General features: G+C 47.0%; 24 protein-coding genes and 2 pseudogenes. 19 read left to right on the top strand and 7 right to left on the bottom strand.

Annotation, left to right across the window (positions count from 1 at the left end; translation table 11 throughout):
• Positions 1 to 158 precede the first annotated feature (158 nt).
• Entirely contained in the window at positions 159 to 680 is a 522-nt protein-coding gene (locus tag PODO_RS19260) for a PadR family transcriptional regulator (RefSeq protein ID WP_036688994.1), read from the top strand.
• 68 nt (positions 681 to 748) lie between these two features.
• A complete protein-coding gene (locus PODO_RS19255; RefSeq protein ID WP_038572315.1) occupies positions 749 to 952 on the top strand; it encodes a hypothetical protein in 204 nt (67 codons plus the stop codon).
• Between the two features lie 69 nt (positions 953 to 1021).
• On the opposite strand, the gene PODO_RS19250 is transcribed toward PODO_RS19255, so the two are convergent.
• Together PODO_RS19250 and PODO_RS19245 are read right to left on the bottom strand one after the other, a co-directional pair.
• Positions 1022 to 2290: an alkaline phosphatase gene (locus tag PODO_RS19250; RefSeq protein WP_038572313.1), complete on the bottom strand. Its 1269-nt coding sequence runs from the start codon at positions 2288 to 2290 to the stop codon at positions 1022 to 1024.
• 128 nt (positions 2291 to 2418) lie between these two features.
• Entirely contained in the window at positions 2419 to 3027 is a 609-nt protein-coding gene (locus tag PODO_RS19245) for a methyltransferase family protein (protein ID WP_036688989.1), read from the bottom strand.
• A gap of 107 nt (positions 3028 to 3134) precedes the next feature.
• Between PODO_RS19245 and PODO_RS19240 the strand changes: the two genes are divergently transcribed.
• Positions 3135 to 3665 (top strand): hypothetical protein, encoded by a 531-nt coding sequence (locus tag PODO_RS19240; protein ID WP_038572309.1) that lies wholly within the window; start codon positions 3135 to 3137, stop codon positions 3663 to 3665.
• On the opposite strand, the gene PODO_RS19235 is transcribed toward PODO_RS19240, so the two are convergent.
• A complete protein-coding gene (locus PODO_RS19235; RefSeq protein ID WP_038572308.1) occupies positions 3635 to 4165 on the bottom strand; it encodes a MepB family protein in 531 nt (176 codons plus the stop codon). The genes PODO_RS19240 and PODO_RS19235 overlap by 31 nt on opposite strands.
• A 69-nt stretch (positions 4166 to 4234) precedes the next feature.
• On the opposite strand from PODO_RS19235, the gene PODO_RS31185 reads away from it, so the two are divergent.
• From PODO_RS31185 to PODO_RS30110, 4 genes and pseudogenes are all read left to right on the top strand, one after another.
• Entirely contained in the window at positions 4235 to 4396 is a 162-nt protein-coding gene (locus tag PODO_RS31185) for a hypothetical protein (RefSeq protein ID WP_155288153.1), read from the top strand.
• Between the two features lie 12 nt (positions 4397 to 4408).
• Positions 4409 to 4897: a hypothetical protein gene (locus PODO_RS19230; protein ID WP_155288152.1), complete on the top strand. Its 489-nt coding sequence runs from the start codon at positions 4409 to 4411 to the stop codon at positions 4895 to 4897.
• Positions 4898 to 4963: 66 nt separating this feature from the next.
• The gene (locus PODO_RS30655) at positions 4964 to 5095 is read left to right on the top strand and encodes a ParA family protein (protein ID WP_080742533.1); all 132 of its coding nucleotides are present in this window, start codon (positions 4964 to 4966) and stop codon (positions 5093 to 5095) included.
• Between the two features lie 23 nt (positions 5096 to 5118).
• Positions 5119 to 5888: pseudogene (locus tag PODO_RS30110) on the top strand (IS5 family transposase).
• A gap of 609 nt (positions 5889 to 6497) precedes the next feature.
• Here the strand turns inward: PODO_RS30110 and PODO_RS31180 are convergent.
• The 3 genes from PODO_RS31180 to PODO_RS19215 all read right to left on the bottom strand — a co-directional run bounded on the left by PODO_RS31180 (position 6498) and on the right by PODO_RS19215 (position 7161).
• Positions 6498 to 6707, bottom strand: coding sequence for a hypothetical protein (locus tag PODO_RS31180; RefSeq protein ID WP_076273775.1), 210 nt, complete (start codon positions 6705 to 6707; stop codon positions 6498 to 6500).
• Positions 6619 to 6807: a thioesterase domain-containing protein gene (locus PODO_RS32340; protein ID WP_076134316.1), complete on the bottom strand. Its 189-nt coding sequence runs from the start codon at positions 6805 to 6807 to the stop codon at positions 6619 to 6621. The genes PODO_RS31180 and PODO_RS32340 overlap by 89 nt, the downstream gene beginning before the upstream one ends.
• Positions 6808 to 6930: 123 nt before the next feature.
• Positions 6931 to 7161 (bottom strand): hypothetical protein, encoded by a 231-nt coding sequence (locus PODO_RS19215; RefSeq protein WP_038572298.1) that lies wholly within the window; start codon positions 7159 to 7161, stop codon positions 6931 to 6933.
• 262 nt (positions 7162 to 7423) lie between these two features.
• Here PODO_RS19215 and PODO_RS19210 point away from each other — a divergent pair, with 262 nt between their 5' ends.
• The 7 genes from PODO_RS19210 to PODO_RS19180 all read left to right on the top strand — a co-directional run bounded on the left by PODO_RS19210 (position 7424) and on the right by PODO_RS19180 (position 17688).
• A complete protein-coding gene (locus tag PODO_RS19210) occupies positions 7424 to 9232 on the top strand; it encodes a cache domain-containing sensor histidine kinase (RefSeq protein WP_038572295.1) in 1809 nt (602 codons plus the stop codon).
• A 3-nt stretch (positions 9233 to 9235) separates the two neighbouring features.
• A complete protein-coding gene (locus PODO_RS19205) occupies positions 9236 to 10867 on the top strand; it encodes a response regulator (RefSeq protein ID WP_038572292.1) in 1632 nt (543 codons plus the stop codon).
• A gap of 172 nt (positions 10868 to 11039) precedes the next feature.
• Positions 11040 to 12422 (top strand): ABC transporter substrate-binding protein, encoded by a 1383-nt coding sequence (locus tag PODO_RS19200; protein WP_038572290.1) that lies wholly within the window; start codon positions 11040 to 11042, stop codon positions 12420 to 12422.
• A gap of 104 nt (positions 12423 to 12526) precedes the next feature.
• Positions 12527 to 13429: a carbohydrate ABC transporter permease gene (locus PODO_RS19195; RefSeq protein WP_038572287.1), complete on the top strand. Its 903-nt coding sequence runs from the start codon at positions 12527 to 12529 to the stop codon at positions 13427 to 13429.
• Positions 13430 to 13443: 14 nt separating this feature from the next.
• Positions 13444 to 14280, top strand: coding sequence for a carbohydrate ABC transporter permease (locus PODO_RS19190; RefSeq protein ID WP_038572285.1), 837 nt, complete (start codon positions 13444 to 13446; stop codon positions 14278 to 14280).
• Between the two features lie 56 nt (positions 14281 to 14336).
• Positions 14337 to 15347, top strand: coding sequence for a glycoside hydrolase family 130 protein (locus PODO_RS19185; protein WP_038572282.1), 1011 nt, complete (start codon positions 14337 to 14339; stop codon positions 15345 to 15347).
• A 382-nt stretch (positions 15348 to 15729) separates the two neighbouring features.
• A complete protein-coding gene (locus PODO_RS19180) occupies positions 15730 to 17688 on the top strand; it encodes a carbohydrate-binding protein (RefSeq protein WP_080742531.1) in 1959 nt (652 codons plus the stop codon).
• Positions 17689 to 17854: 166 nt separating this feature from the next.
• On the opposite strand, the pseudogene PODO_RS19175 reads toward PODO_RS19180, so the two are convergent.
• Positions 17855 to 18116 (bottom strand): annotated as a pseudogene (locus PODO_RS19175) (DUF711 family protein); the annotation flags it as partial.
• 393 nt (positions 18117 to 18509) lie between these two features.
• On the opposite strand from PODO_RS19175, the gene PODO_RS31735 reads away from it, so the two are divergent.
• The 5 genes from PODO_RS31735 to PODO_RS31175 all read left to right on the top strand — a co-directional run bounded on the left by PODO_RS31735 (position 18510) and on the right by PODO_RS31175 (position 20135).
• Positions 18510 to 18719 carry a hypothetical protein gene (locus PODO_RS31735; RefSeq protein ID WP_038572277.1) on the top strand — a complete coding sequence of 70 codons (210 nt, stop codon included), beginning with the start codon at positions 18510 to 18512 and terminating at the stop codon, positions 18717 to 18719.
• Between the two features lie 101 nt (positions 18720 to 18820).
• Positions 18821 to 19282 carry a DEAD/DEAH box helicase gene (locus PODO_RS19165; RefSeq protein WP_038572274.1) on the top strand — a complete coding sequence of 154 codons (462 nt, stop codon included), beginning with the start codon at positions 18821 to 18823 and terminating at the stop codon, positions 19280 to 19282.
• A gap of 132 nt (positions 19283 to 19414) precedes the next feature.
• The gene (locus PODO_RS19160; protein ID WP_155288151.1) at positions 19415 to 19699 is read left to right on the top strand and encodes a hypothetical protein; all 285 of its coding nucleotides are present in this window, start codon (positions 19415 to 19417) and stop codon (positions 19697 to 19699) included.
• 39 nt (positions 19700 to 19738) lie between these two features.
• Entirely contained in the window at positions 19739 to 19897 is a 159-nt protein-coding gene (locus PODO_RS32335) for a helicase C-terminal domain-containing protein (RefSeq protein ID WP_368073997.1), read from the top strand.
• 19 nt (positions 19898 to 19916) lie between these two features.
• Positions 19917 to 20135 (top strand): hypothetical protein, encoded by a 219-nt coding sequence (locus tag PODO_RS31175; RefSeq protein ID WP_143758656.1) that lies wholly within the window; start codon positions 19917 to 19919, stop codon positions 20133 to 20135.
• The last annotated feature ends 79 nt before the right edge of the window (positions 20136 to 20214 follow it).

Raw genomic sequence — 20214 nt, 5'->3', positions numbered from 1 at the left:
AGGTTAAAAATAAATAGGTTATTTTAACCTATATTAGCGAAAGGGTAGGGTGAAAGTATGTGCAAAAAATCACGAGTGATTTGGCAGAAATGTAGTAATTGAGGTAATATAAGAAAATGATGAACCGGATACGTATTCCGGAAGCCCGGAGGATGATTATGGATATTGAAGTTTTGATTCTGGCCCAATTAATGAAAGGGGCCAAACATGGTTATGAAATTAAAAAAAACATTATTTTTGTAATGGGCAATGATAAAATCGTAAACAATAACTCGCTTTATCCAAAGCTGAAATTATTTGAAAAGCGAAAATGGGTAATCAAAAAAACGGAAATTCAGGAACGCCGGCCTAAACGTTATGTATATTCTATAACTACTGAGGGTGAGGAGCGGTTTAACACCTGCTTAACAGAATTTACGCTGGAGACTATTCGAATTGATAATGAATGGTCTATTCGTCTTGCTTATTATGAGCTTTTGGATCAGGAGACACGTAGAAGATTGCTTGATTACAGAGAGACTTATATGAACGAAAAGCTGGACCATTTACAGCAATTATCCAAGGTAGTAGGCAATAGTGAGGATATGGATTACTCTGAGGAGCTCTATTTTTACACCCGAAGTATGGTTTTACGAGAGATCGAGTTAATTAAGGAGCTGTCACGTAAATTAGAAGCATAAGGAAACAGTTTAGCACCCTATGAACCAATCATTTTTTAAAATATGAGGAGGTACAATAGAATATAAGATTGGAGAGTCAAGCTTATGACTGTGAAGAAATACTTAAGTATGATACAAAAGTAGCAAACGATAATGAGTATAATTTGATGATTACTAATAACAGTCCGTTATTTTTGAAAAGCGTAGTTGTAACAGAAGAAGAAGAAGAAGAAGATAACAAGCACAAAAATGCTTTAATTGATGCTAATATCAACCGAGGTAATCAGAAGTGAGGATGCCCCCTGCTCAATAGAGAGCAGGGGGCATCCTCCTTAATTTGGCTAGTCTTTTATTGTTCGCCTTTATTTTTTGCCTTTAAAACCTGATGCTTGCATAAGCTTGGTGAATACTTCGGTGTTTTCGTAGATTCCAGTAAATAATTGTGCATTTTTGCCCATAGCTGTGATTGGAATATCAACCGCAGTATGGCCTGAGGTCGTCCAGTCCACTACAAAATTGTGTTTGGAATTGGCGATGGCGAATGGACCGTCTTCTTTGGATATGCCGTCACCGGACTCATCATCTGCGTCAACTGCTTCAATAGAAAATCCGCCGGTCTCATGGTCGGCAAGAACTAGAACCAGTGTATCTGGATTCTTTTTGGCGAAGTCTTTGGCTACTTGCACGGATTTGTCCAGTTCTTGACCTGATTTAATCGTCATTTTAGCGTTGTTTTGGTGTGCAAATTCGTCAGTGCCTTCTTCTTCCACCATAAGGAAAAATCCCTTTTTATTTGTTGCTAGCGTATCTATAGCTTTCTTAGTCATCTCGGGCAGCGATACCACCGGATTATAAATATCCCCTTCACCCTCAGGATTTTGCTGGAACATTTCCTCGTTTGCGAATATTCCCAGTAGCTTGCCGTCTTTAGCTTTTTGCATATCCGCTTTGTTCGTTACATAGGTGTAGCCCAATTGTTTAGCTTTATCAACAAGGTTACCTTGTGTTCCTTTGCTTTTCTCTGAAGGATCTTCAGCGGGTTCATCTGGGAATTTCCCGGGATTGCCTGCAGGGTACCAGAAATCCTCACCCCCACCAAGCAGAACATCAACCTTGCTCTTAGTCAGAAGCTGGAGGGCGATATCACTTTGCTTTGAGCGGTCTTCGACGTGAGCACCAAATGCGGCGCCAGTCGCGTCTGTAATCTGACTAGTAGTAACGACACCTGTTGATTTTCCGGCATCTTTAGCATATTCCATAATGGTTTTAACACTTTTTTTATCGACATCCATTCCGATAGCTCCATTATAAGTTTTCACACCGCTGGCATAGGCTGAAGCAGAAGCAGCCGAATCTGTAACAGGGACAGTGGAGCTTGTATGAATTAATCCAACGTATGGCATCGAATCCATTGCTAGATTTCCTTTTTCACCTACGGTGGCAAGCCGGATGGCATCACGCTGAGCAGCACCCATTCCGTCTCCAATAAACAGAATTACATTTCTTGTGTTCGAAGATGCTGCGTCTGCTTGATTAGGTGCATGAGTAGTGACTATGCTGGATACAAAAAGAGCCGTTGCCGCTGTCGCTACAATTGCTGTTTTGACGCCATGCTTTTTCGGTGATTTCATAATTTCCCTCCTAATGTATGTTTACAGTCTCATATTATAGTAGTTACATTAAGAGAATGTTTTCTTGTCTTGTAAAAAATGTAAAATGATATAGCGAATATAAATTATCCGAGCTGTGATAAAAGATTTTAAAATAGAAAATATCTAGGTGTATTATTGGAATATTGGATATATTCATCTCTGAATACGGACTTTAAATGTTGCTCTTCTTGAAGAATTAGTAAATGAATCGCGGCAATGTTAAGAATGAATATTAGGAGTGTTAACAGATTGGGGTACATCAGATACAATCCCAGAAACATGAGATCAAACCCGACAAATGCAGCGTTTCTACTATATTTATAAATACCGTGTGTGATGAGTTTGGTTACAGTAGTCTTATCAATCCCAACTCTCCATGAAGTGCGCATAGCAATCATAGCTTGAATGAAAATAAAACATCCGAGGGCAGCTACACCAACACCGCTAAAGTGAATTACAGGAATATCAAACGGTTTACCTACAAGTGTAACCATAAAGGACTCTGCTACGGAAAAAACAAACCATGCTGCGCCCCATAAAAAAGTAGAGGTTTTTACCAATAGCTCGGTATAATGGATCTTAGATAGTTTATCACCTTTAGCCAGAACGTTTCCTTTAATGTGGTTTTTCTTGTAAAGTATTAGGAGCTTTAATAGATAAGAAATTAGGAAGATGAAGAAAAGAAGTAGAGATAGGATATTTTTAAGATCGCTCATTATGATTTCCTCCTTACCAATACATATGAATGATTGCTCATATGTTTGTCTATATCTTATTTCCTAATATTGTACATGTCAACTAATTATTGATTTAGGGGGATATCGTGAAAACAAATGTATACAAAAAACGGTGGCTTTGGGTGTTGGTTATCGTGGTTATTGCACTTGCAGGTACTGTAATCGGTATGCTGCTTACGCAAACTGGGCTTGCAACCTTTACTTCCAATGCTTATGGAGTCTCTTTGAAGTATCCAACGGAATGGGTCGTCGATTCAGCAGATGATGAGAAGGGTCAGGGGGAGGATGGTTTTTTTCAATTATCCGCTATGTCTGGAGAGGGACAATCAATAGATGAAGTAGCTGAAATCATTGCCTCCCATCAGCTGAAACCATATGGCTCCAATCCGCAAATCACTGAACTGACATTAGAGGGGTTAAAAGAGGAAGAGAAGGCAAAGTTGATAATGCCTTCTACTGACCAAGGAGAGGAATGGAATCATCAAGCGGCGCTTATAATTAAATATCCCGAAGCAGTGAAAATAGGAGATGATGTATACTATTATTTTATTTTGCAGGGCGATAAGGAACATGTGGAGGAGATAGGTCAGACCGTAAGATTTACAGGTAAACCGTAAAGTGCTTGTGCACGAAGGTAGTCTACGGGTTTATTTACAGGGATATCCAAGAAATATTCCGACTGCCATGTTTGCGTTTTTTGAGCTTGGCGACTCGTGGGATTGTCCCAAGGCGGGTAGACTCGAAAAGCTCTTTTTCCACCTTCACCTTTAGCAGATAGAATATCTTGTTCTCCTAGTACAGCTTTTGGAAAAATAAATTGGCCAAAGTGATTCCCATTTCGTGTACTTATAACGAAGAGATCAGCAGGATCTGAGATGTCATAGGGTTGGATGGGATGATCTCCAATTCGCTCCCATAGTGTCACAAATTGCCCGACTTTAGTGGGTGTGATTTTAGCCACCCGGAATCTAATGGCCAGCGCATTTAAGGTAAAGATATATGCTCCGTATTCCGCATTTTGCGGTTCAAGAATTGGTTCGGAGCAATCAAACCTGCAAGGATTATATACTTCTTCCATGGTAGCAAGTAAGTCACTATGTAGGATAGAAGTAAACATGGCCATCCAGGTTTATGAACGATTTTCTAAAATCATGAAAAAATATGACTAATAGAAAGGTATGAGAGGATGGATAACTATCAGGAGATCATAGCTTCGCTGAAGCAGCGCTTTCCGGAAGGGACAGTAACACACCGAAAAGATAAGAAGGGAGTTTATATCCCCAATCAGGTCTATACAGATCGAATTGAGACTGCAACAGGCAGTGAGTGGGATAAGGAGATTAAGTAGCTGGATATTAGTGTGCCACATCGCTATGTAAAGGCGATCGTACAGATCCGTATTGGACCCTATACTCGTGATGGCTACGGAGTATCGATTATGAATGGAGATCCTGCTGCCGAGCCCAAGTTAATACGTACAGCGGTCGATCAGGCAGTCAATGAAACTTTCATCGACGCGATTGATACTTATGAGATGGGATGGAAGGATCTCGCCCCCTACAAGCTTGAGGACTGGGCAGGGAACCCAGCGCTTGCACATTTACAACAGAGTGGACCACCTACAGGAGTGGAGGATGGAGCCGCTCCAATACAATCATTTGCGGTTTCAAACCATAAATGCCTGAAGTGTAAAGAGAATCTGACTAATGCCGAGTGGGAGTTGCTAGGACGGATACCGAACTTAAACCGCGAATCATTGGTATATTGCTTTGAGCATATACTGGCACATTTGAAACGCAAACTTCCCGAGCCAGTTTTGACTGACTTTGAAGAGAAGCGAAACAGTTAAAGGAGAACGATATAAAATCTTTTTTACTCATTTTAATAGCCTACTGTTTTCAGGGAGGGGATTGAAATGTCCAAAACGACGGTTATTACCATTGCCAATCAGAAAGGCGGTACAGGCAAAACGACCACTGCATACAATCTTGCTTACGCTTTATCTAGGTCGTGTCTGAAAACTAAAGAATCCTATGGTATGATATGAGAAAAACGAATGGAGAAACAAGCATGATTCCAAGACGGTACGAAATAACCGATGAACAGTGGGAACAAATAAAGGACATGTTCCCCCTATCAAACAGGAAGACCGTCGAAATTAAGCAATCGTACGATGTTTAACGCCTTTCCTTGATTGCCCGAAGTGGTGCGGCATGGCGAGACTTGCCGGAAGAACGTTATGGTTCATGGAAAACGGCCTACAGTCGTTTCTGCAAATGGAGAGACTCCGGACTCCTTATCGCCATCTTCCAAGCCCTTCACATCGAACCCGATTTTAAAAACTTGAGCATCGATTCTACATCGGTCAAAGCCCACCGACACAGTGCCGGTGCAAAAAAAAACGCAGATGGACACGAAGTAAACCAACACATCGGCGTCAGTCGTGGCGGCAAGACGACCAAACTTCATGCCATGGTCGATGGATTAGGCAACCCTCTAGCTTTTCTACTGACGGGTGGTCAAGTTATTCTTTTCCAGCGATTGAATTGCTTCAGGAGTTAGATATTATTGGAAGTCACATTCTTGGCGACAAAGCCTATGGCTCAGAAGCGATTCGGAACTGGATTACGACTAAACAGGCCACTTACACCATTCCGCCTAAAACGAATAGTCAACATCCATGGAAGGTCGATTGGTATCGGTAGAAAGAACTCCACTTGGTTCAATGCTTTTTCAATAAAATCAAACACTTTCGCCGTGTGGCCACTCGTTACGATAAGTTGACTAAGTCATTCCTCGCGTTTATATACATAGCTTCCATTTTTAAATTGACTCAATGATAGTTTTCAGATACGCCCTACGCAGATGCTTCATTATTTTGTCAATGGTAGGGAGCGGGCCGTTCTGTTGTTGTTCTTTCTGAGTTCTTCCCGAGTTCTCTCCAACGTCCCAAAAAGCTTCATTTTGCCCAGATGCCGGGAACCCTTACGGGCTTGGAAAAGACCAGAAAGACCGCTAAAAACCTTGATTCTACAAGGATTTTTAGCGGTCTTTAAACTCCTCTTCTTGGACTTAATTTCTGCTATCTTCTCAATAGCAGTCGCGACTCAAAATCGAGTGGGAAACCGTGGAGGTTCGAGTCCTCTCGCCCTTTACTAAGAGCAGTTCAATAGATTAAAAATCTGGTGGACTATTTTTATTTTTATTACTTCATTCATTCGGTTTGCGGAAGTGACCTTAAAACTGAATTCCAAGTGAGCATAGATGTTGGCTGTGGTGGAATAGACACTGTGACCTAGCCATTCTTGTACTTCTTTCATGCTAACGCCAATTGCTATGGCACGAACCCTACTGGTCATAGCCTATAGCATGCTGAAAAACAAAGAAGCTTACTTAGAAGGCCGACTCCAAAAACTAAAATTCGTCCATTCGTCTAGTTCCCCTTATTTTCACAGAAAAACTGTCTGTAGGTCGCGAATAAGTTGTCCCGAGGCAACTCCGACAAAACCGGTCTGCTCCAGTGAAATATTAAGGTTCGGTACTAATAGCGCTTCCATTGCTAATTCATCTTCAATGGAATGAAAAACAGGATGGCTGTCTACCAGCACCAAGTCTACAACCTCCAGTCCCTGCCTCCAACAAACGACCAGCTGTTTCAACCGCGATCAGTCCTCCCAAACAGTAGCCGATTAGCTGAAATTGACGATGTCCGGTATCCAGAAGACGGGCCGCATAGTCGTCAGCCAGTCGTTCGATCAATCCGTCAATGTTCCTGGTCTCAATAGTGCTCTACATCCGCAATCGTAATGCCAACAACTGGTCCCAGCCCTTATTCATCCAGGTGTCGAAGCAGCAAATGGAAGCAGTTTATTGTCCCCAGACCTATACATGGAATACCACATGAAGCGGACCAGATTGCTTGCCGCCATAATAAGTGAACACTGCGTTGCCGCCAGTATTCAGTTGGGGCAGGACTTCGCTCAACGTTCCCCCCATCTCTGTTTCATGCTTCATAGAATCGCCCTTGAAACCGTCAGTTTGGCTAATTGTATTATTTTTTACGTATGAGGCAACAAAATCAGTGAGCTCTGCTACTGTTGGATCGTTCAACATTTGCCGCAGAAAGGCATCAAACGGAATGGACTGACCGTCACAAGCATAATTACTTAATCGCGTAGCTTCCCGTCAACCTGAGCCATGATTAATGAATCCGCACCATGTTAAGCGGAGGCCCCCTGCCTATTGATAATAAGGGACAGAATCAGCTAAATAGTCATGCCCTGTCTTGACGCCGGGCTGGAGCAGCCGTATGGTACAAGTGACAAGAACATACAAACATACAAACATACAAACACATGCTCAAGAAGGGGGAACTATGAATAAATTCACAGCCTATGGCCGACAGATCCGGCGGCAGATCGTCAGCAGGTATTACCGGATATCCATCAAGCAGAGAATTCTGTTCTCGTTCATCGTGCTGATCACGCTGTCCATCAGTGCAATGGGCAGCTTCTCGTATTGGATTGCCGCGCAGGAGATCGAGGACAATGCCTACGCGGGCAGCCAGGAGACCGTAAGCAAGACGGCACAGCTGCTGGATTCCCGCCTGAATGATGTGGCGCTGTCCGTGCAGTCCCTGATGCTGAGCGATGCGTACCGCAAGATGATGCTCGATGTGTTCAGCCATGATGTGTCGAATTACTATGTGCATCTGTCGGATCTGCAATATGTGCTCTCCCAGGCAACGTTCAATCAGCCGATCATTGAGAATGTACTGATCGTTACCCCGATAGGCGATTTCTATTCCACTACGCAGACCCGGGCGCAGGACCATTCATTCTACGACTCGGAATTATATGGTCTGAGCAAGGGGAAGCCGGGCGGCTACTGGGCCAAAGGACATTATGACCGGTTATTCACGGGCAGCCAGCGGGTGGTCTCCTTCGTGGTCCGGGGAATTTATGAATACCCTTACACACCGATCAGCAATGTATTTATTGTGGTCAATATCAGGGAGAGCCGGATAAATGAGCTGCTGAATAAAGGGGGACAACAAGCGGGATGGGATTATTACCTGGTGAGCGGGGAAGGCGAGGCGGTGGTGGAGTCCCACTGGCCCTTCCAAGGCAGGTTCCCCTGGAAGCCGATGCTTGCCGGAGCCGGGACAGCAGCCGGTCCCAAGGATTACAACTACAGCTATGGCGGGAAGGAGTATCTGGTTAATTATACAGGCTCAGCGGCATCGCCGGACTGGATCATCTCCGGCATGCAGTCGAGGGACCAGCTGCTGGGCAAGCTGCAGCGGGTGCAGCGCATCACCCTCTATGTCATCGCATTCTTCCTGCTGGCCACCTGGCTGATCTCCAATCAGCTGACGTCTGTGCTGCTTAAGCCGCTGTTCAAGCTGCGGCGGCTGATGCGCAGAGTCGAGGAGAACCAGCTAAGCGTAGTTTATGAGAGCCGTTATGAGGATGAGGTTGCCCAGGTCGGCTATCAGTTCAACCGGATGATGTCGGAGATTAAGGTGCTGATTGCAGATGTGAAGGCCAAGGAGGAGGACAAGCGTCATGCAGAGATCCGCGCACTTACGGCGCAGATGGAGCCGCACTTTCTGTACAATACTCTGAATACCATTTATTGCAAATCGGTCATGGGCGAGAATGATGATGTGAATGAGATGATCCTGTCGTTGTCGCAGATGTTTCAGATCGGGCTCAGCGGCGGCAAGGATCTGATTCCCCTTGAGGATGAGCTGTCCCACATGCAGCAGTATTTCGCCATTCAGCAGAAATGCTATGAAGGGTTGTTTGAATACACGGTGACTGTTGAGGACGAGGCCCTGCTGTCCTGCCTGCTGCCCAAGATTATCCTGCAGCCGGTGGTGGAGAACAGCATTCAGCACGGGTTCAGCGACCGGACCGCCGGCGGCCGGATCGACATCACGGTCAGCCGGGAGCAGGAACTGCTGCATATTTGCATTACCGACAACGGGCGGGGTCTTGATGCTGCACGGGTCAAGCAGGGGATGGTCAGGGCTCCGCAGTCGAGGAAAGGTTATGCCCTGTTCAACATCAGGCATCGGCTGGCGCTGTATTACGGGGCCGAAGCACGTATGGACGTTGGCGGCGAACCATGTAAGGGATCACGGACAGATCTGTGGATTCCGTTAGGGGAGGAGAGATGAAGGATGGACTGGGAGCTGGAGCAGGAAAGGTTCAAGTTATGTGTAATCGACGATATTAAAAGTGTGGTGGAGATGGTCTCGCGCAAGCCGCCGTGGCAGGAGCACGGTATTGAGGTCGTCGGTACGGCGCTTGACGGTGATGCGGGGCTGCAGATTATCCGCGAGACCCGGCCGGACATTGTGCTGACGGATATCCGAATGCCAAGAATGGACGGCCTGCAGATGACCCGGGCGATTCTGGAGGTGCTTCCGGACTGCAAGATTATTATCCTCAGCGCCTACTCGGAGTTCTCTTATGCCCAGGAAGCCATCCGACTAGGGGCGCTTGATTTCGTCAAGAAGCCCTTTTCGCTGGACGAGATTATGCAGGCTGTGCTGAAGGCCAGGGAGTTGTGCCGGGAGGAGCGTCAGGAGACCACCAGACTTGCTGTGATGGAGGCCAAAATCAGAGAAAGTCTGCCTATTCTCCGCCAGGAATATCTCATCTTCCTGCTGCACCACCAGACGACAGAATCGGATGCACGTTCCCGCTGGGCCTATCTCGATATCCCTCTGGACCAGCATGATTTCTTCGTGTTTGTCGCCGAAATCGATCATTTCACGGAGAAACTGAGCGGCCAGCCTGTGCAGGAGGTCGAGCTGCTGCGGTTCAGCCTGCACAATATTCTCGAAGAGACGATTTCCGCCTGGACCCGCGGCGTCATCATCCGGGAGGCGACAGACCGGTATGTCTGCATCATGAACGGCTCGGACCCGGATACGGCCGCGCTGGTTACGGAGGCCTGCTGCACGAATGTAAGCCGGTTCTCCCGGCATACGCTTTCCATTGGCGTGGGGCTGGGCGCAGCGGCGATTCAGGAGCTGAGCGCAGCGTACAGGCAGGCGATTAGCGCGCTGGGTTATCATTTCTACACCGGAGGCAACGGGGTCTATATTTACAGCAATATCGAGAATAAACCGCTCGCACTTCACAGCTACTCCGCCGCCGCCGAGCAGGAGCTGCTGTTCGCCCTGCGTTCTGGCAATTCTGCCAAAAGCCTGCAGATGCTCGATCAGCTATTCGCGGAGCTGCTGGACAGCGGGCTTTTGCCTGAGCCGCGTTATGTGGAAAGCGTCGGCTATGAGCTGGGCTACAGGATCTGCCGGGTCCTGCTGGAGCAGTTCCCCTACGGGCAGGTGGAGCCGCTGGAGCGCAGGATTGCCGTCATGAAGAACCAGGTGCATCCTTCCCTGCAGGATATCCGGGACCTGCTGTCCGGGCTGTGCCGGGAGGCCTGTGCGCTGGTTACAGAGACCCGTTCCCTGGAGTCCACGCGGATTATCCGCCAGGCCGCCGCTTATATCGATAGCCATCTGGATACGGGACTGTCGCTGGAGCAGGTAGCGAAGCAGATTAACCTCAGCCAGGGGTATTTCTCCAACCTGTTCAAGAAGGTGCAGGGGATTTCGTTTCAGCAGTATGTGATGCACGAGAAGATGGAGAAGGCCAAGGCGATGCTGATCAGCGGACGGCAGGTTCAGGAGATCGCCCAGGATCTTGGGTATGAGCACAGGCGCTATTTCAGCGAGGTGTTTAAGAAATATACCGGAATGACCCCGTCCGAGTTCAAACTGCATTATCTTGGAAAAGAATAAAAATGCGCAGGGGAGGCATGTCCGCAGGGCGGAGGTGGCCTCCCTTCACTGTATAAAGCTTCTGCAGAAATCTGCCCTTAAAGTGGGCTTACCCGCCTTATCCGGATGCGCCAATCCGTCTATAATCAGGTTGTAAGCGAATACAGCAGGGATATATAAGGGGGAACTACCAATGATGAAGCGTATGCTAATAACATCTCTGAGCCTGGTCCTGGCACTTGGCCTGACAGCCTGCGGCAACGGTAACGGCGGCAATGCTGCAGAAGGTAAGGGAGACGGGAAGACAGGCGGCTCGGGGGACAAGACCAAAATCAGCTACTGGACCGGCGACCGTCATGATGCGGATTTCGTGAAGGACAAGGTAGCCGAGTTCAACGCAACCAATACCGACGGGATTGAGGTGGAACTGGTCGTCAAGGGCGACGACTTCGATACCGCACTCGATCTGTCCTTCCAGACCTCCGATGCGCCGGATGTAATCCGGGTGAAGGAGAATACCATCCAGACCTTCTACAAAAAAGGCTTTCTCGCTCCTATTGACGAGTTCCTCACCGATGAGCTGAAGACGAAATTCCCGGCCATGCCGGATCTGAATGAATTCGACGGCAAGCGTTACAGTCTGCCGAATTATGGAACAACCATGCGTCTTGTATACAACAAGGATCTGTTCGCCAAAGCAGGCGTTGAGCATCCGCCGGCTACCCTGCAGGAGCTGGTGGAAACCGCCAAAAAATTGACGGAAGCCGGTAAAGCGGATGGCGCTTACGGCTTCGCCCAGAACTTCAAAAGCCCCGGAAGCGCGTTCGGGCGTTCGGCGCGGGTGATTGCGGAGATGAGCGGCTACGGCGGCTTCGGGTATGATTTCAAGACGGCCCGCTACGATTTCAGCGGCTTCGAGCCGATCATCAATGCCTTTAAGCAGATCCGGGACAACGGCAGCATGCTGCCGGGTGTGGAATCACTGGATATTGATCCGCTGCGGTCGCAGTTTGCAGAGGGCAAAATCGGAATGTATATGTCCTACTCCTCGGAGCCGGGCGTCTACAAGAATCAGTTCCCGGCCAAGATTGACTGGGCAGCCGCTCCGGTTCCGACCATCGACGGCACCGTGAAGGGGGCTTCGGGCTTCCTCGGGGGCCAGTGGCTGGCGCTGAGCTCGAAGTCGGAGCACAAAGGAGCAGCCTGGAAGTTCATGGAGTTCATGTACGGCGATCAGGTGCTGACGGATTATCAGGAAAAAGGCTTTGGCATCTCCATGGTTCCATCCGTCAGCGCAGTAGCCAAGACACCGGATGTGAACGGCATTGAAGGCTTCCTGCCGAACAAGCACGATGGAGTGTGGCCGGTCTATCCGTCTGTAGCACCGGAAGGGATGAAATCGGATGACGCCTTCTTCAAGTATATGCTGAACGGCGGCGATCTGAAGGCGATTATCGCCGATCTGAACAAACGCTATAACACTGCACTGGACAGCGTGATTGCGAATGATGGCGTGAAGGCCGAGCCGGATGCCGGCTTTGACCCCGCCGCACTGGGCGGCAAGTTCGCCAAGTAGACGGAAGGTTAGGGATAGAGATATAGGCCAAAGCAGAGGGATGGGGAAGCAGCTTTCCTCTCCCTCTGCTCTGGCCGCAAGGGAGAGGAGCCGTAAGAAACCAGATGAACAAAACAAAACAAGCCTTATTTTCATACAGCTTTATCTTTCCAAGTGCCTTGCTCACGTTGGTCCTCGGGATTTATCCGATTGCCTGGGCGTTCCGCTATATGTTCTATGATTACAAAGGGTTCGGAACGGCCCGGTTTACCGGGCTGGCCAATTTCAGACGCATCCTGAAGGATACCCAGTTCTGGGAGTCGGTGGGTAACACGTTTGTCTATGCAGGCGGCAAGTTGCTGATCACCATTCCGCTGGCTCTGCTGCTGGCCGCCATATTGAATCGAGGGCTGCGGGGCAGACAGCTGCTGCGGGGGATTTTCTTCATGCCGACCGTCATCAGTACTGCCGTAATGGCCGTAGTCTTCTTCACGATCTTTAACTCGTATAACGGGATTCTCAACCAGTTTCTGATCCGTTCGGGCCTTTCCGATTCCGGTGTGGACTGGCTGGGGCCGAAATATGCCATGCTCACCGTCATTCTGGTTGCAGCCTGGGGGGCGGTCGGCAATTACATGCTGCTCTTCCTCGCCGGTCTGCAGAATATCCCGGAGGATGTTTATGAGGCCTCTTCCCTGGACGGAGCAGGCAGAATCCAGCAGTTCCGCTATGTCACCCTGCCAATGCTCGGGCCTGTCATGCAGATGGTCATTATGCTGGCGATCATTACAGCTTTGAAGGGCTACGAGAGCATTATGGTGCTGACCGAAGGCGGCCCCGTAGGCAAGACAGAGGTGATGTTCCTGTATTTGTACAAATTATTTTTCCCTGTCGGCGGAGGCAGCGCGGCGGTCCAGGTCCAAGAGTTCGGATACGGCAGTGCGGTCGCCTTCGTGTCTGCGGTCATCGTCGGGATCATATCGCTCATTTATTTCTACGCATCCAGACGTATGAATCAGACCGATTGAGGAGAGAGGATATTATGAGACTAAGAACCATACTGGGCAATATCATCCTGTGGATTTTTTTGCTGGCATTTGCTTTTATCACCCTGATTCCGGTCGTTATCACCATTCTCGGCTCCTTCAAGACAAATGCCGAACTGACTGCGGGAGCCACCTTCCTGCCGGATAGCTGGCACTTCTCGAACTATGCCGAAGCCTGGGCGCAGGCGAATTTCTCCAGATATACGCTGAACAGCCTGATTGTCTCTCTGGCGGCGGTGGTTGGCACGCTGCTGGTATCATCCATGGCGGCTTATGTGGTGGACCGGATGGATTTTGCAGGCAAGAAATTGTATATCGGCCTGCAATCCTTCACTATGTTCGTGGCAGTAGGGGCGGTCGTGCTGCGTCCGCAGTTTGATCTGATGGTCAAGCTTCATCTGCACAGCAGCCTGTGGGGGGTCATATTGATTCTGATCTCCGCCCATGCTTCGATCTTCTTCATTCTGTCCAGCTTCATGAAGGGGATTCCCCGTGAGCTGGATGAGGCGGCGCTGATGGACGGCAGCTCCCCTGGCCGCACCTTCTGGCGAATTATTCTGCCACTGCTCGGACCCGGACTCGGCGTAGGTGCGCTGTTCACCTTCCGCGGCGCGTGGAATGAATATTTGCTGCCGCTCGTGTTCACGATGACGAAGCCGGAGCTGCAGACGCTGACTGTCGGGCTGGCGAACCTGAAATACGGGATTTCAGCCGCTTCCCAGACCCACTATATGATGGCGGGCGCCTGCTTGTCCATTCTGCCGATTCTCGTGGCCTATCTGTTCGCCAACAAATCCTTCATGCAGATGACGGCCGGTTCCCTCAAAGGGTAGCGGTCCGGCCCTGCGCAACCCATAATCCATCTTTAACATTCAAGGAGGTACACCCCATGACTCAACACGTTCCGGCGATTCTGCAATCTGCCCCGTTCATCCGGCGGTATCCGGGCAATCCGGTGCTGGCTGCAGCGAAGATTCCTTACCCCACCGCACTGGTATTCAATGCCGGTGTAACGAAATTTAACGGCAAATATGTGATGATCTTCCGCAATGATTACGGCTCACTGGCCGATCAGACGCTTGAGCCGCACCACACCACGGATCTCGGCATTGCTTACAGTGACGACGGGCTGAGCTGGACCGCCGGCCCGAAGCCAGTGTTCAAAATGCATGACGAGGAAATTATCCGCGCCTACGACCCGCGCCTGACCGTGATCGGCGGCCGTTGTTATATGTGTTTTGCCGTGGATACGCACCATGGCATCCGCGGCGGAATTGCCGTTACCGATGATCTGGAACACTTCGAGGTGCTCAGCCTGTCTACACCGGACCTGCGCAATATGGTACTGTTTCCCGAGTTGATCGGCGGCAAGTATGTCCGGCTGGAGCGTCCCTTCACGGTATACAGCCGCGGCGGCAGGGACCGCTTCGATGCCTGGATCTCCGAGTCGCCGGACCTGAAGCATTGGGGCAACTCCAGCCTACTGCTCGCCGTCGAGCAGGTGCCGTTTGCCAATGACAAGGTCGGTCCGGCCGCACCTCCGGTCCGGACGGATAAGGGCTGGCTGACCACCTTCCATGCGGTGGATGTGGACCCGGCCAGAGGCAAGCATGGTTGGGAGGACACCTGGAAGAAGCGCTATACCGCCGGAATTATGCTGCTGGATCTGGAGGACCCCCGCAAGGTGATCGGCATGAGCAGGCAGCCGCTGCTGGCACCGGAGACAGACTATGAGATTGGCGGGGGCTTCCGCAATCATGTGATTTTTCCGGGAGGGATGATTCTGGAGGATAACGGCGAGGTCAAGATCTATTATGGCTCTGCGGATACGGTAGAATGTCTGGCAACGGCCCATGTGGACGACCTGCTCCGACTCTGTCTGGAGCCGGAGCATAGATAAGATTGGAAGCAGGCTGAGGGCGGAAATGCGGAGTAACAGTGGGACCATGTGCCATGATTGGAGCGGCTTGCGCGGAGTTTGTGCATGAAGTGCAACTATGCTAAATCAACAACAGCGACCGTGGGTAGATTATCCATAAAATGCAACAATATAGCTCAGTAGTAGCGACCAACGCAGAAATCCTGCACAAGGTGCAACAAAACCGGGACCGTATTTTAAAAGGAAACTTTGCTGATGCAGAAAAGGTTAGTATTACTCTGCCACTTCCGAAGCTGAACAGGAATATGTCGATTTTATGAAAAGAGTAATAGAGCATCACTGGTGAAATCATTATTCACTGATGACAGAGTATTTCCTAAAAATATGAAAGAGGTGTTTATTTATGCTGAAAAAGGTAAAATTTTTAAGCTTAATTGTTTGTATGCTCGCCAGTCTTTTAGCTGTCGTTCCTTTGACAGCAAGAGCGGCGGATACAATTGTAAGCTATCCATTACCGTCGATCTATACCACGACCAGTCAATACACGGTAACAGCAGACTCTACAAATATACCGGTAATCGACACTTCGGCGATATTTGTAAACTATAATTATTGTAATTTCTCTTTTTCAGGTACTACTACAATCACAATAACAGCAAGCGAGACAATCAATACCTATAATATTTCTCCCAAAGCTTTGGGAATTACTGCAACAAAGAGCGGAAATACACTTACATTTACACTTTCATCACCAACATATCTTATAGTTAAAATCAATAATCTGAAAGATCTGGTTATTGCGGCAGATGCTCTTGAAACCAATGTTCCGGCTTCATCCGGTACAGGTATATACAATGTTAAAACTCAATACGGTGCCGACAGTACCGGTGCCGCTATGGCTACAACTGCAATACAAAACGCCATAAATGCGGCTAACGCAGCAGGTGGCGGTATAGTATACGTTCCAGCCGGTGTTTATAAGTGCGGAAACCTTGTTTTAAAAAGCAATGTTTCGGTTTATCTGGAGGGTGGTTCTGTTATAAGGGGTTCAGGAAATCCGAGCGATTACACTACCCATTTTCATAAGAATTCTCTGGGTAAGGATGGAACATGGTTTATTTACACCGAAACAAATGCAAACAATATTAAGATATACGGCAGGGGGACTATTGACGGCAATGGCCATTATATGAGAAATACAAAGAATTATTTGAACAATATTCTTGTACCCTTGCAGTGCAGCAACTTCACGGTTGACGGCATAACAATAAGAGACAGCGGGGGCTGGGCTACCATAGTTACAAGATCCAATAACGTCACATTCCAGAATACAAAGCATTTCAACAACAATGAACTTGATTATGAAAATGATGCAATAGACATTCAAGAGAGCCAGAATGTACTAATAAAGCACACGGTAGCAGTATCGGAGGATGACACATACTCATTTAAGACATGGGATGTAGCAACTACGGATATAGCTGCAAACTGGCCGGGAAGTCCTGAAAACCAGTCAAATGTAGTTGTGGATGATGCTTTGGCTTGGAGCAGATGTGGAGCATTTAAGGTTGGAGATGGAGTTAAACAGCTTCAGGATGGCATTGTTGTTAAAAACTCTTATGTATACAGGTGCTGGCGCGCTTTAGCGGTAGGTCATCTTTATGGGACTACACCAGCACAAAACATCATATTTGACAATATAGATGTAGAAGGCTTCTGGCCAAGATCCGGTGTTCACTCCAGATGGTTTGATCTTTCTGCAAAAAGCGGACCGATAAAAAATGTGGTCTATAATAATATCAATTTACGCGCTTTAGGTGAAATTTCAGTAATGAAGGGTTGGAGTGATACATTTACTGTCTCCGGAGTTACATTAAACAATGTTCGCGTCGGTGGAGTTGCGGCAACTACATTGACAGAATTGAAAATAACAGATACTAACAGCTATGCTGAAGCTCCAAAATTCAACACATTGAAATTTGAAGCGGAAGGCTATAACCTTAGTTCAGGTGTTATTTCCTATGAGGCAAGCACTGATGGTGGGCTGGATGTTGGTGGAGGGAGTAATGGCGACTATATAGCATTTAAAAATGTAGATTTTGGTAGTACAGCTAAAACAAGTATTGATTTGAAGGTTGCATCCGCTAATTCCGGCGGAAGAATAGAATTCCACTTGGACAGCCCTACAGGCACTATGCTGGGTTATTGGACGGCAGAAAGCACAGGCGGATGGCAGACATGGTCAGTCAAGAATATCTCGCTTAATGCCGGGACAGCTGTAGGAACCCATACAGTATATGTTACTTTTGTTAAGTCAGATTCAACCACAGTTGCAAATTTAACTTGGTTCCAGTTCAAATAGAATGGAAACGGTTTGATTTAATTGCAATAAGATGGATAAAGGGGTATATCAAATGATATGCCTCTACATTCAGCTAAAGTTTTTTTCTACGACTGACTAACTAACACAAAAAAACAGCAAGTCTCCTAAGTGAAGTGAAATAGGGACTTGCTGTTTGAGGTTTCAATTAATTCTTAAAGCTATGAATTGGAGCTGGGATTCGTCCGCCACGATTAACGAAGTTCGCGCAGTTGAAGCCGTTTACTGCTATAACTGGTGCATATCCGAGCAGGCCGCCAAATTCGACCAAAGGTCATAGCTTCCAGCTTCTCTAGTGTAAGGGTACCCCGCTGAGCCGCTTGAATCATGCCGTGATCTTCATTGACCGGAATTAAGGCTCTACTATTAAGCCCACCTACATAGGAGGAGGCCATTACGCCACTTTTTTTGAATAATGTCATTTAGGGCGTGTCTGAAAACTATCATTGAGTCAATTTAAAAATGGAAGCTATGTATATAAACGCGAGGATTGACTTAGCCAACTTATCGTAACGAGTGGCCACACGGCGAAAGTGTTTGATTTTATTGAAAAAGCATTCAACCAAGTGGAGTTCTTTCTACCGATCCAATCGACCTTCCATGGATGTTGACTATTCGTTTTAGGCGGAATGGTGTAAGTGGCCTGTTTAGTCGTAATCCAGTCCGAATCGCTTCTGAGCCATAGGCTTTGTCGCCAAGAATGTGACTTCCAATAATATCTAACTCCTGAAGCAATTCAATCGCTGGAAAAGAATAACTTGACCACCCGTCAGTAGAAAAGCTAGAGGGTTGCCTAATCCATCGTGGAAGATATTAGTGATCGGGATTTTGATCCTATTAGCAAACCCGAGAGTTATCTCGAATTTTATTTTGGGAAACCTGGAAGTGGAGGGAACAAGAGGACATTACATTCGTATGCAAAATATTGGGGGAAGGAAATTCCGCAGGAGTATAAAGATCGACAAAATGAATACTTTTACGAATCAGATGCTTCCAAAATTTTAGATGAATAAATAAGTATGAGAGTGATAGCATAGATTTTATTTATCAAGCTTCCTACAAAGGCATTTACAATATATTATTTATTGAACGGGCTTTCGGGGCTCAAGGGCATTTGTCTAAGTTAGTAAATGGATATATCCCACGAGCCCCCCAAATAAAGATTACGAAAAAGGTTGGCGAATCTTTAGAAAATTCACAGCATTTAATCTGCGAAGCCGGCACCGGGACTGGTAAATCATTTGGATATTTAACTCCTGCAGCTCGATGGGCTGTCGTTAATAAGAAAACAGTTATTGTCTGTACGCATACGATCCCTTTAATGAATCAAATCGTTAATGTGGAGCTGCCAAGAGTAGTTAACATTCTTAAGATGGAGAAGTTATCACTTAAGTTCCAACATGTCAAAGAAAAAGATCATTATATTTGTAATACAAAATTAGAAGCTCTCTGGCAAGAAAAGTTACGCAGTAATGATTCTGAAGCTAAACTTGTACGTGAAATTTCAAAGATGGTGAAACAAGAACGGGTTGGGGATCGTGCGGCTCTAGGATTCGATGTTGAAGACAATGTGTGAAAAAAGATTAGTGCTTCCAATTGTCCAGCCAATACTAAACCAAGCAACTGCATGTTAGAAGACCTGAAAGGAAAGATGTATACCTCCCATATAATTGTCACAAATTTCGCCTACTTCTTTAATGATCTAAAAATGAGAATGAAGACGGGGAATGGTACTCTTCCAGCATATGATGCCGTCATTTTTGACGAAGCAATCTTCAAACGAAGTGCATTTTCGGAACTCGATCATGGAAATCAAGTCGAGCTTGCTCAGCTTCGTCAAACTTTTCACCAGCAAATTGATGAAGTGTACGCTCAAGTAGGAAAGAAGATGAGAGATGATCAAGGAGGATTACTTGCCTTCAAGCTTATGACAACCAAGATTGAAATTTCCGAGGTTTGTGCTACTCTAAGCCAAGCGCAGCAGTTTCTTTGATTATATGTTCCCTAAAATGATGGTAAAGCTTCAGCAAGGATTGGGCGTTTAAATCGATCCATGAAGTGCCAAGGCGCTTTTATCATTCTAGATAACAGGATCTTAACCAAGAGATATGGGGGAAGAGTCATTCGTAGTCTCCCAAAGTGTCAATATTCAAGAAAATTAGTGGATATCATTCACATACTACCTTGCTAAAGAAAGGTTATTGATTCTTATGATGGGAAGAGCTCACTTAGCCATAAGTACCGGAGTTACTATTTCGATCTTAGGGTTAGCCGATTATAAAATAACAGTACCCGTAGTCGCTGTAATTGTGGTTAGTTCTCTTCATCCAGATATCGATGAACCTAATTCACTTTTAGTATCAAGAGTACTCCCAACATCCTTGCTTCGTCTTCTGCAGGGCGTACTTATCACACTTGCTGCATTCTAAACAGTATTTTCTTTGTCCTGACTGTAGTTGTGAATACGGTTTGAATTCAAGCAAAGAATTAATAGAGAGAACTTATTTC

The sequence above is a fragment of the Paenibacillus odorifer genome, assembly GCF_000758725.1.
GTDB classification, from domain to species: domain Bacteria; phylum Bacillota; class Bacilli; order Paenibacillales; family Paenibacillaceae; genus Paenibacillus_AQ; species Paenibacillus_AQ odorifer.
This window is presented reverse-complemented; position numbering and strand designations above follow the sequence as displayed.